Source organism: Frigoribacterium sp. PvP032, assembly GCF_017833035.1.
In the GTDB taxonomy this organism is placed as follows: Bacteria; Actinomycetota; Actinomycetes; order Actinomycetales; family Microbacteriaceae; genus Frigoribacterium.
The window spans coordinates 1,760,377-1,773,628 of record NZ_JAFIBM010000001.1; the positions used below are offsets into that span (position 1 = coordinate 1,760,377).

The window sequence follows — 13,252 nt, forward strand, 5'->3', positions numbered from 1 at the left end:
GACAGGTTCGAACGGGAGGCCGTCCTAGGCTGGCCCGGTGCACGAGGACCAGGTGAGGCGGGGCCGCGACGTCCGCGGCATCCGCGACATGGCGGGGGAGGCCCTGCTGCTCGGCGCGGGCGGACGCGCCATCCTGCTCCAGCTGGCGTGCCAGGGCGTCGGACACGGCGTCGCCGAGCACAGCGACTTCGTCGACCGGCCCCTGCAGCGCCTGCACGGCACCATGACCTACCTCTACGCGATCGTCTACGGCACCGCCGAGGAGTCGGCCGCCGTGCGCCGTCTCGTCGACAGGGCGCACGCGCCGGTCCGGAGCGACGCCTCCTCGCCGGTCGGCTACGACGCGCACGACCCGCAGCTGCAGCTCTGGGTGGCCGCGACGCTCTACGACTCCGCCGTCGACCTGTACGAACGCGTCTACGGCCCGATCGGCGCCTCCGAGGCCGTCTACCGCGACTACGAGCTCGTCGGGACCGCCCTGCAGCTGCCACCGGGTGCCTGGCCCGCCGACCGGACGACCTTCCGTGCCTGGTGGGACGCGCGGCTCGACGAGCTCGTCGTCGACGACGTGACCCGCGACGTGGCCCACCAGCTGCTGCACCCGCGGGCCGTGCCCGTGGCCCTGCGACTCGCCATGCCGCTCGCCCGGCTCATGACGACGGGGCTGCTGCCGCCGAGCCTGCGCGAGGCGTTCCGGCTCCCGTGGGGGCCTGTCAGGGCTCGCGCGTTCGACGCCGTGCTCCTGTTCTGCCGTGTCGTCGTGCCGCGGCTGCCGGCTCGCCTGCGGCACGTGCTCCGCGACCACTACCTGCGGCGGCTGCGCGCGTACCTCGCCCGCGGCTGAGCAGGCGTCGGGGTCGACCACGTACCCCGACGAGTCTCGTCCGGGGTACGTCTCGTGGTAGACAAGTCACGCCCCCCGCTGTCGGCCCCGAGCCGTGCCGCCCCGTGACGTCGTCGTCAGGTCGGGTGCACGCCGACGTGCACCCGGGCGAGCAGGAGGCGCGGATCGTTCGTCGAGGAGGACAACGCCCCCATGCCCCACCTGATCACACGCGCCCAGGAGCGACGTCAGGGTCGCTCCCCGTCGCCTTCCCGTTCCCGCCCGCACGGCCGCCGCGTGGCCGCGGCCCTCACCGCCCTCGCGGTCGCCGTCGGCGGGGGCGCCCTCACGGGCCTGGCCGCCGTGCCGGCCCAGGCCGCTCCCGCGCCCACCGCGGGCGTGGGCGTCTCGGCCCCCGACACCGGCCTCTCGGCGCTCGTCAACCCCTTCGTCGGCACGGAGAGCGAGGGCAACGCGTTCCCGGGCGCGACGGCGCCGTTCGGCATGGTGCAGCTGAGCCCCGACAACACGAACTCGTACGCCTCGACGTCGTACAGCAAGGACGCCGGCGAGGTCTGGGGCTTCAGCCACCAGCACGTCAACAGCGCCGGCTGCCCGGCTGCGGGGGAGGTGCTCGTCACCCCGAGGGCGGGCGACGCGCCCGTCACCGAGCGGACGGCGATCGCCCTGAAGGACCAGTCGACCACCGAACAGGCGTCCGCCGGTTACTACGCTGCGCAGCTCGCGGACGACGTCGAGGTCGAGCTGACCGCGTCGACGCGCGTGGGCGAGCACCGCTACACGTTCCCCGAGGGCGCCACGGGCTCCGTCTCGGTCAACGTGGGCCAGACCCTCCGCGACGCCGGAGCCAGCAGCGTCACGTGGGTCGACGACCGCACCGTCGAGGGCTGGGTCGACAACGGCGGCTTCTGCGGTGGCACCGACGACTCCGTGCGGTACTTCTTCAGCGCCGAGTTCGACCGTCCCGCGGCGTCGACCGGCACGTGGGGGACGGACGGCACCTTCGTGCCCGCGTCCGACGCGAGCGCCGTCGACGTGGGCCTGAACGGCGCAGCCGCGACGTTCGACACGACGACCGACCGGACGGTCGAGCTGAGCGTGGGCGTCTCCTTCGTCGACCTCGACGGGGCGCGGGGCAACCGCGTCGCCGAGACCACCGCCGACGGCGAGCGTCTCGGCTTCGACGCCGTGCGCGCCTCGACGGCGGCGGAGTGGGACGACGCGCTCGGCCGCTTCGACGTCACGACCCAGACCGAGGAGCAGCTGCGGATCTTCTACACGCAGCTCTACAAGAGCCTCCTGTCGCCGACGATCGGCAGCGACGTCGACGGCCGCTACCTCGGCATGGACCTGCAGCAGCACGTGGCCGACGGGTGGACGTACTACCAGCGCTTCTCGCTCTGGGACACCTACCGCACGCAGGCCACGCTGCACGCCCTGTTCGAGCACGACCGGGCCGAGGACGTGGTGCGGTCGATGCACCGCGCGAGGATCGAGGGCGGCTGGCTGCCCCGGTGGTCGCTCGGCGCGCTCGAGACGAACATCATGGCCGGCGACCCGGTGTCGCCCTGGCTGGCGGAGAACTTCGCCCTGGGCACGGTGCCGGACGACATCCACGACGAGCTCTGGGGCTTCCTGACGGAGAACGCGACCACCGCGCCCCCGGCGGGCGTCGCCTCCGTGGGTCGCCAGAGCGCCGAGTACTACCTCGAGAACGGGCACGTGCCCTGGTACGCCGAGAACGGCGGCGGTCTCGGCGGGCAGTTCGAGGAGTACCGCCACGGCGGCTCGGCGACGATGGAGTTCGCCCTCGCGGACGCCGCGATCGGCGCGGCGGCCCAGCGTCTCGGCAAGGACGACGAGGCGGCGCCGTTCCTCGAGCGGGGCCGCAACTGGCGCACCCTGTGGAACCCCGACGTCGAGCTGACGGGCGGCTTCACGGGCATCGTCAACGCCGTCGGCCCCGACGGCTCGTTCAACTCCGCCCCTGAGCTGGCTGAGGTGCAGGAGTCCGGCTTCCACGAGGGCACGCCCTGGCACTACCAGTGGATGGCGCCGCAGGACGTCCCCGGCCTCGTCGACGCCATGGGCGGTCGCGAGTCGTTCCTCGAGCGTCTCGACCAGTACGTCGACCTGCCGGCCCTGCGTGCCGCGCCCGGCGTCTCGCCGGCGAGCTGGGCCGAGGGCGGCAGCGACTACTACTCGAGCATCGGCTACAACCCCGGAAACGAGCCCATGCTGATCGACCCGTGGCTCTACGACTTCGTCGGCGAGCCCGCGAAGGTCAACGACGTGCTCGCGGCGAACCTCAACCGGTTCCCGGACACCCCGGGGGGAGGCGTCGGCAACGACGACCTCGGCACCCTCTCGTCCTGGTACGTGCTGGCCTCGCTCGGCATGATGCCGGTCGAGCCCGGCTCGGGCATCATGGCCGTCAACGCCCCGCGGGTGCTGTCGGCGACGATCACGCTGGACGACGGCGCGCAGGTCTCCGTGTCCGCACCCGCCGCCTCCGGCGACTCGCCTCGCTACGTCCGCGGCCTGAGCGTCGACGGCGTGCCGCAGACACGCACCTGGTTCGACGCGACCGACCTGCAGGGCGGCGCCGAGCTGGTCTTCGACCTCGCCTCGTCGCCAGAGGGCCTCACCTGGGGCACCGGGCCGGACGACGCCGTCCCGAGCGTGTCGGCCCCCGACCAGGCTGAGCTCGCCCTCGCTCCGGTCGGCGCGCAGCCCGTGCCGGCCGAGGTCGGGACCGCGGTCGAGCTGCGGCTCGCCCGCGCGTCGCTGACGCCGGTCACGCCGCCGTTCCCCGAGTCCTCGGGAGTCACGCCCACGCCGACCGTGCTCTCGGCGGAGTCGACCGTGACGGAGGCGCGGGTCGAGTGGGACGACGGCGTCGTCGCCCCGGCCACGGTCGTGCCCGACGGCGACACCTGGCTCGTGACGACGACAAGGGCCTTCGACGCGGTCGGCGTCCGCACCGCGACGGTGAGGGTGTCGAGCTCGGCGGATCTGCCGGCCTTCGCGCCCGTGCCCTTCGCCCCGGCCTCGCTCGCGGTGCCCGTGTCGGTCGCGGCCGCCCCTGTGCTGCCGGGCGACCCGCCGAGCGGCGGGGGAGACGGCGCCGGCCAGGGCACGGGTGCCGCGCCTGGCATGTCAGACGGCGGCACCGGTGCCGACGGCTCGTCCTCGAGCGCTGCCGACCGCGGAGGCCTCGCCTTCACGGGAGCCGGCCCCCTCGGGGCGCTCGTGGCGGCGGCGCTGACGGCGCTCCTCCTCGGCGCTCTGCTCGTGCGCCGGTCCTGGCGTGCCCGGCGGCTGGCGACGCGCTGATCGGCCCTGTCGGCTGACGCTGACGACGACGCCGCCCCCGGGAGACCGGGGGCGGCGTCGTCGTTCTGCGGGCGGGGGAGCCGCGCGGCGTCAGAGGGTGTCGATCGGCCCCGTCAGCGCGAGGTCGCGGACGACGGGAACGGGTGCCGTGTCGGTGCGGCGGCGCCGGGGCGCGGCAGGCTCGATGCGCACACCGGCGACGGCGAGGCGGTCAGCCGTCGACTCGGCGGAGACGGGCTCGCCGACCGTGTCGTAGGTGCCCATCGGGACCACCGAGTGCACGACGGTGTCGCGGTACACGTGCACCAGGTTGAACGACTGGGCGCCGTCGCGGCCTCTGGTGCCGCCGAGGCGTGAGTTCAGGTCCTGTGTGTAGCAGGTGGCCGAGGCGACGCTGACGGGGACGCCCGCGAACATGGCCGTGGTCGAGTAGTGCAGGTGCCCGGCGATGATGGTGCGGACGTCGCTGCCTTCGATCACCTCGGCGAGCGAGGCCTGGTCGCGCAGCTCGACGAGTACGCTGAGGTCCTGCACGCTGGGCACCGGCGGGTGGTGCATGGCGATGATCGTGCCGTCGGGGGCCGGCGTGCTGAGTTCTTCGGCCAGCCAGTCGAGCTGGGCGCCGCTGAGCTCGCCGTGGTGGTGCCCGGGCACGCTCGTGTCGAGCGTGATGACGCGCAGTCCGTTGACGTCGTAGACGAGGTCGACGGGCCGGTCGGAGGGGAGCTGCCCGAAGAGCTGCTCGCGGAACGCCCCGCGCTCGTCGTGGTTGCCCATCGCCCAGATGACCTGGGCGCCGAGGCGCTCGGCGGCCGGCTCGAGCAGTGCTCGGAGCTTGCGGTACGCCTCCGGCTCGCCCTTGTCGGTGAGGTCGCCCGTGAGCACGATGGCCTCGGGACGGACGCCCGACGCCTCGATCTCGCGGATGATCTGGCCGAGCCGGGCCTCGCTGTCGACGGCGCCGTAGAGGGGCCCGTCGCCTCCGACGAGGTGCGTGTCGCTCAGGTGCAGGACGAAGTGCTCTGGCCGGGGGTGCTCGGCCGTCCGGAGATCCATGAGTGCTCTCATTCGATGTCACCGACGGGGGCCTCGGGATCGGGACCCTCGTTGTGTGTTCGACACCAGTCCATCATCCGGTGGCTCCGTGTGGGGTGAACGGACCTGCGTGTTCCGGTGAACTGTGGACGAACTCAGGGCCGGTCCCGAGGGGGCAACGCGCAGGAGGCGCGGCTGCCGGCCCCGGGACCGGCCCGGTGAGCAGGTGGTGCAGATGGTGCAGATGGTGCAGGTGCAGGTGCAGGTGCAGGTGCAGGTGGTGCTGCCCGGTCAGGGCTTGAGGACGACCTTGATGCAGCCGTCCTCCTTCTTCTTGAAGAGCTCGTACATCTCCGGCGCACGGTCGAGGGGCACCGGGTGCGTCGTGAGGTCCTCCGTGCCGAGCGGGTCGGCCGGGTCCTCGACGAGGGGCATCAGGGTGTCCATCCACTGGTGCACGTTGCACTGGCCCATGCGGATGGTGATCTGCTTGTCGAACAGCGTGAGGAACGGCGTCGGGTCGGCGGTGCCGCCGTAGACGCCGCTGAGCGAGACGGTGCCGCCGCGGCGGACGACCTCGAAGGCCAGGTGCATGGCGCTGAGGCTGTCGACGCCCGCCTTCTGCATCAGGGCCTGGCCGACCTTGTCGGGCAGCGCCGCGGCGAACTTCTGCACCATGCTCACGCCGCCGTGGTCGTGGGCCTCCATGCCGACGGCGTCCACGACGGAGTCGGGTCCGCGGTCGTCCGTCATGCCCTTGATGACGTCCGCGACGTCCTTCGTGAGGTCGAGCACCTCGACGCCGTGGCGCTCGGCCATGGCGCGGCGCTCGGGGACGGGGTCGACGCCGATGACGCGGAAGCCCTTGTGCACGCCGATGCGCGAGGCGAACTGGCCGACGGGGCCGAGGCCGAGCACGACGAGGGTGCCGCCCTCGGGGACGTGCGCGTACTCGACGCCCTGCCACGCGGTGGGGAGGATGTCGCTGAGGAACAGGTAGCGCTCGTCGGGGAGGTCGTGGCCGACCTTCACGAGGTTGGCGTCGGCGAGCTTGATCCGCAGCTGCTCGGCCTGGCCGCCGGGCACCTGGCCGTAGAGCTTCGTGTAGCCGTAGAGGGTCGCGCCCGAGCCGTACTCGGTGACCTGGGTCGTCTCGCACTGCGAGAACAGGCCGCGCTGGCACATGAAGCACTCGCGGCAGGCGATGACGAAGGGGACGACGACGCGGTCGCCGACCTGGATGCGCGAGACGGCGGAGCCGACGGCGGTGACCACGCCCATGGTCTCGTGGCCGAGGACGTCGCCCTTGTCGAGGTAGGGGTCGAAGACGTCGTACAGGTGCAGGTCGCTGCCGCAGATCGCGGCGGACGTGACCTTGATGACCGCGTCGGTGGGGTCGACGATCTGGGGGTCCGGCACCTCGGTGACGGCGACGTCGGCGATGGACTGGTAAGTGAGAGCCTTCATCCGTCCCGTCTACGCCGGGGGACCGGGAGCCCCCTGGACCGAGGGGTACACGACGCCCGTCGTGTTGCCGACGACCTGCGAGGTGGGTGCCGGCACGACGACGACGGCGGCCGCCCCCGTGAGGGGACGGCCGCCGTCGGACGATGCCGCGCGTGCGCGGGACCGGTGCTACGCGTCGACCGCGACCTGGGTCGCGACGATGTTGACGACCTTGCGGCCGCCCTTGTTGCCGAACTCGACCGCGCCGGGGGCGAGGGCGAACAGGGTGTCGTCACCGCCACGACCGACGTTGGCGCCGGGGTGGAAGTGGGTGCCGCGCTGGCGGACGATGATCTCGCCGGCGAGGACGACCTGGCCGCCGAAGCGCTTCACGCCGAGGCGCTGTGCGTTCGAGTCGCGGCCGTTACGAGTGGACGATGCGCCCTTTTTATGTGCCATGTGGTGTCAGCTCCTGGGATGTCTTCGGTGTCGCGGCGCTACTACTTGGTGGTGATCGAGGTGATCTTGACGCGGGTCAGGTCGGCACGGAAGCCCATGCGACGCTTGTAGCCGGTCTTGTTCTTGTAGTTCTGGATGACGATCTTCGGGCCGCGGAGGTCGTTCAGGACCTCGCCCTCGACGGTGACCTTCGCGAGGTCGTCGCCGGTGAGGATCGTGTCGCCGTCGACGTGCAGGACGGGGACGAACGAGACGGTGTCGGATGCCGAGGCCTTGAGGCGGTCGACGGTCAGGATCGTCCCGACCTCGACCTTCTCCTGACGGCCGCCGGCGCGCACGATTGCGAATGCCATGGGAACTCCTGGGAAGTATGGGGGTGTGACGCCCGGATCGCCGGACGACGTCGCGCTGCCGCTCGGGCAACTTGGATAGTCTTTCACAGATGTCACGACCGATCAAACTTCGACGCCCGCCGCAGTTCACGGCCGAGATCGTCGACGACGCGCGGGGGCGCCTCCTCGACCTGCTCGCCGACCTGCGCACCCTCACGACCGAGCACGGCGACGACATCGAGGTGTGGGGCTCGGCCGTCACGGCCGCGGGCTGGGAGATCGCGAGCCTCGGGCAGTGGCTGGCGCTCGAGGGGGAGGCGGTGCTGCTGCTGGGCGGCACCTCCTATCCGGAGATCGCGGAGCACCAGGGCACCAGCCCGTCGGCGGTGCACGGCCGCGTGGGCCGGTCGCTGACGCTCGCCCCGTACGCGCAGGCCGCGGGACCGGACGGCGCCACGACGCGGGTGACCGCCGAGGGGCTGGCACAGGCCAGGGCGGAGTACGCGGCGGAGGCGGGCGGCGACCCGACCTCGGAGGGCGGCGACCACGGGGACGTCGGCGGCAGCTCGTCCGGCGACTCGCTCGCGGAGCGGCTGCCGGAGGTGCTGCGCGCCGGGGCGCTGCGCACCACCGAGATAGTCGAGGCGCTGCCGGGCTACCGGCGCTCGAGCGTGCTCTCGACCCTCTCGGTGCTGGCGCGGCAGGGGACCATCGTGCGGACCGGCCACGGCGTCTACGCCCTCCCGCCCGCTGACGGCGGGTCGGGAGAGGCGCAGACGCCGTAGAGCTGCTGCGGTCAGTCGCCGGGAACCAGCCCCAGCGCCGCCTGCTCGGCGTCGTCGAGCATCCGCGACCGGATGAGGAACCGACGCCCCTCCGGCGACTCGACCGAGAAGCCCGCACCCCGGCCAGGGACGACGTCGATGGTGAGGTGCGTCCACTTCCAGTACTCGAACTGGCTGCGGGACATGTACACCTCGATCGGGTCGAGCCCGTCGACGTGCAGGTCGCCCAGGTGGACGTCGACCGCGCCGACCCTGAAGAAGCCCACCGGGTAGCACATCGGCGACGAGCCGTCGCAGCAGCCGCCCGACTGGTGGAACATCAGCGGGCCGTGCTTCGCGGTGAGGTCGACGAGGAACGCCGCGGCCTCCGCCGAGACGTCGACGCGCGAGGGCGGGGCGACCGCCTCGGGAGCCGGGGCGGGGCCGGGCCGGCCGACCCCCGCCTCCTTCGCTGCGGTGCTCATCAGAAGAAGCCCATCGGGCCGTCCGCGTAGCTGACCAGCAGGTTCTTCGTCTGCTGGTAGTGGTCGAGCATCATCTTGTGGTTCTCGCGGCCGATGCCCGACTGCTTGTAGCCGCCGAACGCCGCTCCCGCGGGGTACTGGTGGTACGTGTTCGACCAGACGCGACCGGCCTGGATGTCGCGGCCGGCCCGGTAGAGCTGGGCGCCGTTGCGGCTCCACACGCCGGCGCCGAGGCCGTAGAGGGTGTCGTTGGCGATCTTGATGGCGTCGTCGTAGTCGGAGAAGCTCGTCAGGCTGAGGACCGGGCCGAAGATCTCCTCCTGGAAGATGCGCATCGAGTTCTTGCCCTCGAAGATCGTCGGGTTCACGTAGTAGCCGTCGGTCAGGTCGCCGCCGAGGTCGGCGCGGTCGCCGCCGAGCAGCAGCTTGGCGCCCTCCTGCTTGCCGATGTCCATGTAGCTGAGGATCTTCTCGAGCTGGTCGTTCGAGGCCTGCGCCCCGATCATCGTGTCGAGCGACAGGGGGTCGCCCTGCTTCACCTTCTTCACCCGCTCGATGCCGTCGGCCGTGAACTGGTCGTAGATCGACTGCTGCACGAGCGCCCGGGACGGGCAGGTGCAGACCTCGCCCGAGTTGAGGTTGAAGAACGAGAAGCCCTCGAGCGCCTTGTCGTAGAACGCGTCCTGCTCGTCGGCGACGTCGGCGAAGAAGACGTTCGGGCTCTTGCCGCCGAGCTCGAGGGTGACGGGGATGAGGTTCTCGCTCGCCATCTGCATGATGAGCCGGCCCGTGGTCGTCTCGCCGGTGAAGGCGATCTTGCGGATGTTCGGGTGGCTCGCGAGGGGCGCTCCTGCCTCGACGCCGAAGCCGTTGACGATGTTCAGGACGCCTGCGGGCAGCAGGTCCTTGATCAGGTCCATGAACACGTGGATCGAGGCCGGGGTCTGCTCGGCCGGCTTCAGCACGACGCAGTTGCCGGCGGCGAGGGCGGGGGCGAGCTTCCACACGGCCATCAGCAGCGGGAAGTTCCAGGGGATGATCTGGCCCACCACGCCGAGCGGCTCGTGGAAGTGGTAGGCGACCGTGTCGGCGTCGATCTCGCCGGTCGATCCCTCCTGGGCGCGGACGGCGCCGGCGAAGTAGCGGAAGTGGTCGATCGCCAGCGGCACGTCGGCGGCGAGCGACTCGCGGATCGGCTTGCCGTTGTCCCAGGTCTCGGCGACGGCGAGCATCTCGAGGTTCGCCTCCATCCGGTCGGCGATCTTGTTGAGGATGATCGCGCGCTCGGTGATCGTGGTGCGCTTCCAGGAGTCGAACGCCCGCCAGGCGGCCTCGACGGCGCGGTCGACGTCCTGGGCGTTGCCCCTGGCGACCTCGGTGAAGGGCTTGCCGTTCACGGGGCTGGGGTTCTCGAAGTACTGACCGCTCGCCGGGGCGACGTACTCGCCGCCGATGAAGTGGTCGTAGCGGGCCTCGAACTGCACGGCCGCGCCGGGCTGGCCCGGCTGCGCGTAGGTGCTCGGGGGAGTGGTGACGGTCATGGCTGTCCCTTTCGACGACGGTGTCGGAGGGCCGGGGATCGCTCGGCCCGTGGGCGTCAGGGTAGGTCGGCGGAGGTTGCGGCGAGTTGCGCGACGAGACCGGCCCGGCGCGGCGACCGGGGCGGCAGCAGGCGGAGCAGCTCGCGACGGGCCGCGTCGTCGTCGCGGCCCTGGGCGGTCGCGATCCACTGCAGCAGGACGTCGGCCGACCCGGAGGTGCGGAGCGACTCCCCGAGGCGCCGTGCCAGGTCGTCGCGGAGGCCCTCGACCCCTGGCGCCGACGACCCCGGCAGGAGCGTGCCGGTCGCCGCGCGCAGCGCCGCCCGGTGCGACCCGCGGTCGAGCAGCTGCACGACCTCGTCGGCGTCCGTGGGGAGGTCCCCGGTCAGCCGGTACGGCCGGGACGACGGCACCAGCTCGGGGGCTGCGGCCTCGAGGACGTGCCGGAGGCGGACCAGCTCGGGTCGCAGGGTGCCGACCGCGCCGTGCTCGCCCCAGATCGCCTCGGCCAGGGCGGCGGCCGACCAGCCCTCCGGCCGCGCGGCGAGCAGCAGGAGGATCTCCGAGTGCCGCGCGCTGAGCGTGGTCGATCTGCCACCTGCGCGGAGGACCGCCTCGTCGCGACCGAGGACGTCGAGTCTCGGCGGGGTCGGAGCCCCACGGCCGGGCGCGGCGTGCGCGCGGGGGTGCGGGTAAGGGTGTGGATTCGGGTGCGGGCGTGTTCGCGTGTTCGTGTGCGTCCTCGCGAGGGCGAGCTCCGCCTCCATCGCCGCGACCGTCGCGCGGAGCAGCGGCAGGGTCTGCTCGCCGGCGGCCCGGTCGTCGCCCGTGATGTCGACCACGCCGATGAGGCGCCCGTCGGCAGGGTCGTGCACCGGGACGGCGGTGCAGCTCCACTCCTGCACGAGGTGGGAGAAGTGCTCGGGGCCGCGGATCTGCACGCCGCGGTCGAGTGCGAGCGCCGTGCCCGGCGCGGAGGTGCCGACGCGCGACTCGGCCCAGCCGGCCCCGGCGACGAACAGCATGGACTCCGCGCGCCGCCGTGCGTCCCGGTCGCCCTCGACCCAGAGCAGGCGGCCGTGTTCGTCGCCGACGGCGACCAGCAGCCCGCTGCCCTCGACGTCGTCGAGCAGCAGGCGCCGGACGACCGGCAGCAGCAGAGCCAGCGGGTGCTCGCGACGCCACTCGGCCAGGTCGTCGTCGGGCAGCTCCAGCCGGGGGAGCGCGTCGGGGTCGACGCGCTGGTCCGCGGCCCTCTGCCACGACGCGGCGAGGAGGAGGCGGCGCTCGGCACCGCGGGACGCGCGCGCGGTCAGCGGGTCGGGTCGGGTCGCTGCCATGTCGCCCCTCGTCCTCGAGCGGAGGCGTCGGGCAGGGCCGTCGGGCCAGGCCTCGTCGCCGTGGTCACGTCAGCGTACGTCGGGGCCGCGCGCGGCGGAAGGGCTGCCGCGGCGGCCCACGCACGGCGCTCGGCTCGCCCCGCGTCCTGCGCCTCGCCGCACGCAGTCGTGCTCGTGTCGGCAACTCCTGACGGGTGCGCCGTGGCCAGCGTCACGTCGGGCGTGTCGCGTGCGGGGCGGGGCAGAGAGCAGGAGTTGCCGACGCGGGAGGGAGAGGGCTGCAGGGGCGCAGGGCAGGGGCAGGGGAAGGGTCAGCGGGCGCAGTCGATGCAGAGGCGGGCGGTGGGCCGGGCCTCGAGCCGCGCCGGGCCGATCCGCGCCGAGCAGCGTTCGCAGCGGCCGAAGGTGCCGTCGGCGAGCCGGCCGAGCGCTGCCTCCGCGTCGGCGGCGCGCTCGAGCGCCGAGCGGCGGACCGCGTCGAGCTGCGACCGTTCGTACGCGATGGTCGAGCCCTCGGGGTCGTGCTCGTCGTCGACGTTGGCTCCCTCGCGGGCCTCGGCCACCGCCTCCATGTCGGTCAGCAGCCGCTCGGCCAGGGCGACTGCCTCGTCGCGGGTTCGGCGCAGCTGCCCGGCGGGGTCGGTCACGCGACGAGCGGCGGCACCCGCTCGCCCTCGGGCGGCGCCGCCGGGGGAGTACCGTCGCCGAACGGCCGCCCGCCGAGCTGCTCGCGGCCGTGCTCGGTCAGCCAGCCCGACGGGTCGGGGCCGGCCGGGATGATCCCCGTAGGGTTGATGTCGCTGTGGACCACGTAGTAGTGGGCCTTGATCTGGTCGAAGTCGATGGTGTCGCCGAACCCGGGGGTCTGGAACAGGTCGCGGGCGTAGGCCCAGAGCACCGGCATCTCGGCGAGCTTCGAGCGGTTGCACTTGAAGTGCCCGTGGTAGACGGCGTCGAAGCGGGCGAGCGTCGTGAAGAGGCGGATGTCGGCCTCCGTGATCGTGTCGCCCACGAGGAACCGCTGGTCGGCGAGGCGCTCGGACAGCCAGTCGAGCCGCTCGAAGAGCGTGCGGTAGGCGCGCTCGTAGCTCTTCTGCGAGCCGGCGAACCCGGCGCGGTACACGCCGTTGTTCACGTCGCGGAACACGACGGCGTTCACCTCGTCGATCTCGGCGCGGAGGTGCTCGGGATAGAGGTCGGGAGCACCCTCGCGGTGGTGCTCGGTCCACTCGGTGGCGAAGTCGAGGGTGATCTGCGGGAAGTCGTTGGTCACGACCTTGCCGGTCGGGACGTCGACGATCGCGGGCACGGTGAGGCCGCGGGGGTAGTCGGGGGTCCGGGCGAAGAACGCCTCCTGAAGTCGCTCGATGCCGAGCACGGGGTCGCGGCCGTCGGGGTCGAGGTCGAAGGTCCAGCTGCGGGCGTCGTGGGTCGGCCCTGGCAGGCCGAGCGAGATGGCGCCCTCGAGGCCGAGGAGGCGGCGCGAGATGACGGTGCGGTTGGCCCAGGGGCAGGCACGGGCGGCGACGAGCCGGTAGCGGCCAGCCTCGACGGGCCAGCCGTCGACGGCATCGCGCGTGATCCTGTCCTCGATGTAGTTCGTGTCGCGGGTGTACTCCTGGCCGGGCTCGACGTACGTGCCCTTCGCCTGCTGCTCGTCGCTCATGCCC

The 13,252-nt window shown here is 72.6% G+C and carries 12 protein-coding genes; 3 read left to right on the forward strand and 9 right to left on the reverse strand.

Features of this window, described 5'->3' with window-relative positions:
• Positions 1–37 precede the first annotated feature (37 nt).
• Positions 38–844, forward strand: coding sequence for an oxygenase MpaB family protein (locus tag JOE35_RS08115; protein WP_307802996.1), 807 nt, complete (start codon positions 38–40; stop codon positions 842–844).
• 276 nt (positions 845–1,120) lie between these two features.
• On the forward strand, positions 1,121–4,180 hold the full coding sequence (locus tag JOE35_RS08120; protein ID WP_209560671.1) for a GH92 family glycosyl hydrolase: 3,060 nt from the start codon (positions 1,121–1,123) through the stop codon (positions 4,178–4,180).
• Positions 4,181–4,270: 90 nt separating this feature from the next.
• Here the strand turns inward: JOE35_RS08120 and JOE35_RS08125 are convergent, their stop codons facing one another.
• The 4 genes from JOE35_RS08125 to rplU all read right to left on the reverse strand — a co-directional run bounded on the left by JOE35_RS08125 (position 4,271) and on the right by rplU (position 7,473).
• The gene (locus JOE35_RS08125; protein WP_209560672.1) at positions 4,271–5,236 is read right to left on the reverse strand and encodes a phosphodiesterase; all 966 of its coding nucleotides are present in this window, start codon (positions 5,234–5,236) and stop codon (positions 4,271–4,273) included.
• A 270-nt stretch (positions 5,237–5,506) separates the two neighbouring features.
• Positions 5,507–6,682 carry an alcohol dehydrogenase catalytic domain-containing protein gene (locus tag JOE35_RS08130; protein ID WP_209560673.1) on the reverse strand — a complete coding sequence of 392 codons (1,176 nt, stop codon included), beginning with the start codon at positions 6,680–6,682 and terminating at the stop codon, positions 5,507–5,509.
• 168 nt (positions 6,683–6,850) lie between these two features.
• The gene (gene rpmA / locus JOE35_RS08135; protein WP_123546220.1) at positions 6,851–7,120 is read right to left on the reverse strand and encodes a 50S ribosomal protein L27; all 270 of its coding nucleotides are present in this window, start codon (positions 7,118–7,120) and stop codon (positions 6,851–6,853) included.
• Between the two features lie 41 nt (positions 7,121–7,161).
• Positions 7,162–7,473 carry a 50S ribosomal protein L21 gene (gene rplU / locus JOE35_RS08140; RefSeq protein ID WP_123546218.1) on the reverse strand — a complete coding sequence of 104 codons (312 nt, stop codon included), beginning with the start codon at positions 7,471–7,473 and terminating at the stop codon, positions 7,162–7,164.
• Positions 7,474–7,562: 89 nt separating this feature from the next.
• On the opposite strand from rplU, the gene JOE35_RS08145 reads away from it, so the two are divergent.
• A complete protein-coding gene (locus JOE35_RS08145) occupies positions 7,563–8,237 on the forward strand; it encodes a hypothetical protein (RefSeq protein ID WP_209560674.1) in 675 nt (224 codons plus the stop codon).
• 11 nt (positions 8,238–8,248) lie between these two features.
• Here JOE35_RS08145 and JOE35_RS08150 read toward each other — a convergent pair whose 3' ends face one another.
• The 5 genes from JOE35_RS08150 to JOE35_RS08170 form a co-directional block, all read right to left on the reverse strand.
• Positions 8,249–8,701 carry a DUF779 domain-containing protein gene (locus JOE35_RS08150; RefSeq protein ID WP_209560675.1) on the reverse strand — a complete coding sequence of 151 codons (453 nt, stop codon included), beginning with the start codon at positions 8,699–8,701 and terminating at the stop codon, positions 8,249–8,251.
• The gene (locus JOE35_RS08155; RefSeq protein WP_209560676.1) at positions 8,701–10,242 is read right to left on the reverse strand and encodes an aldehyde dehydrogenase family protein; all 1,542 of its coding nucleotides are present in this window, start codon (positions 10,240–10,242) and stop codon (positions 8,701–8,703) included. Before JOE35_RS08155 ends, JOE35_RS08150 begins: the two co-directional genes overlap by 1 nt.
• Positions 10,243–10,298: 56 nt before the next feature.
• Complete coding sequence (locus JOE35_RS08160) at positions 10,299–11,582, reverse strand: helix-turn-helix domain-containing protein (protein ID WP_209560677.1); 1,284 nt, start codon at positions 11,580–11,582, stop codon at positions 10,299–10,301.
• Between the two features lie 311 nt (positions 11,583–11,893).
• Positions 11,894–12,229: a TraR/DksA family transcriptional regulator gene (locus JOE35_RS08165; protein ID WP_307802997.1), complete on the reverse strand. Its 336-nt coding sequence runs from the start codon at positions 12,227–12,229 to the stop codon at positions 11,894–11,896.
• Positions 12,226–13,248 (reverse strand): glutathione S-transferase family protein, encoded by a 1,023-nt coding sequence (locus JOE35_RS08170; protein ID WP_209560678.1) that lies wholly within the window; start codon positions 13,246–13,248, stop codon positions 12,226–12,228. The genes JOE35_RS08165 and JOE35_RS08170 overlap by 4 nt, the downstream gene beginning before the upstream one ends.
• Between the last annotated feature and the right edge of the window lie 4 nt (positions 13,249–13,252).

Bases quoted from the DNA above. Each gene is read 5' to 3' on its own strand.
- JOE35_RS08125 (WP_209560672.1), bottom strand. From the start codon at position 5,236: ATGGATCTCCGGACGGCCGAGCACCCCCGGCCAGAGCACTTCGTCCTG.
- JOE35_RS08130 (WP_209560673.1), bottom strand. From the start codon at position 6,682: ATGAAGGCTCTCACTTACCAGTCCATCGCCGACGTCGCCGTCACCGAG.
- rpmA (WP_123546220.1), bottom strand. From the start codon at position 7,120: ATGGCACATAAAAAGGGCGCATCGTCCACTCGTAACGGCCGCGACTCG.
- rplU (WP_123546218.1), bottom strand. From the start codon at position 7,473: ATGGCATTCGCAATCGTGCGCGCCGGCGGCCGTCAGGAGAAGGTCGAG.
- JOE35_RS08145 (WP_209560674.1), top strand. From the start codon at position 7,563: ATGTCACGACCGATCAAACTTCGACGCCCGCCGCAGTTCACGGCCGAG.
- JOE35_RS08150 (WP_209560675.1), bottom strand. From the start codon at position 8,701: ATGAGCACCGCAGCGAAGGAGGCGGGGGTCGGCCGGCCCGGCCCCGCC.
- JOE35_RS08155 (WP_209560676.1), bottom strand. From the start codon at position 10,242: ATGACCGTCACCACTCCCCCGAGCACCTACGCGCAGCCGGGCCAGCCC.
- JOE35_RS08160 (WP_209560677.1), bottom strand. From the start codon at position 11,582: ATGGCAGCGACCCGACCCGACCCGCTGACCGCGCGCGCGTCCCGCGGT.
- JOE35_RS08170 (WP_209560678.1), bottom strand. From the start codon at position 13,248: ATGAGCGACGAGCAGCAGGCGAAGGGCACGTACGTCGAGCCCGGCCAG.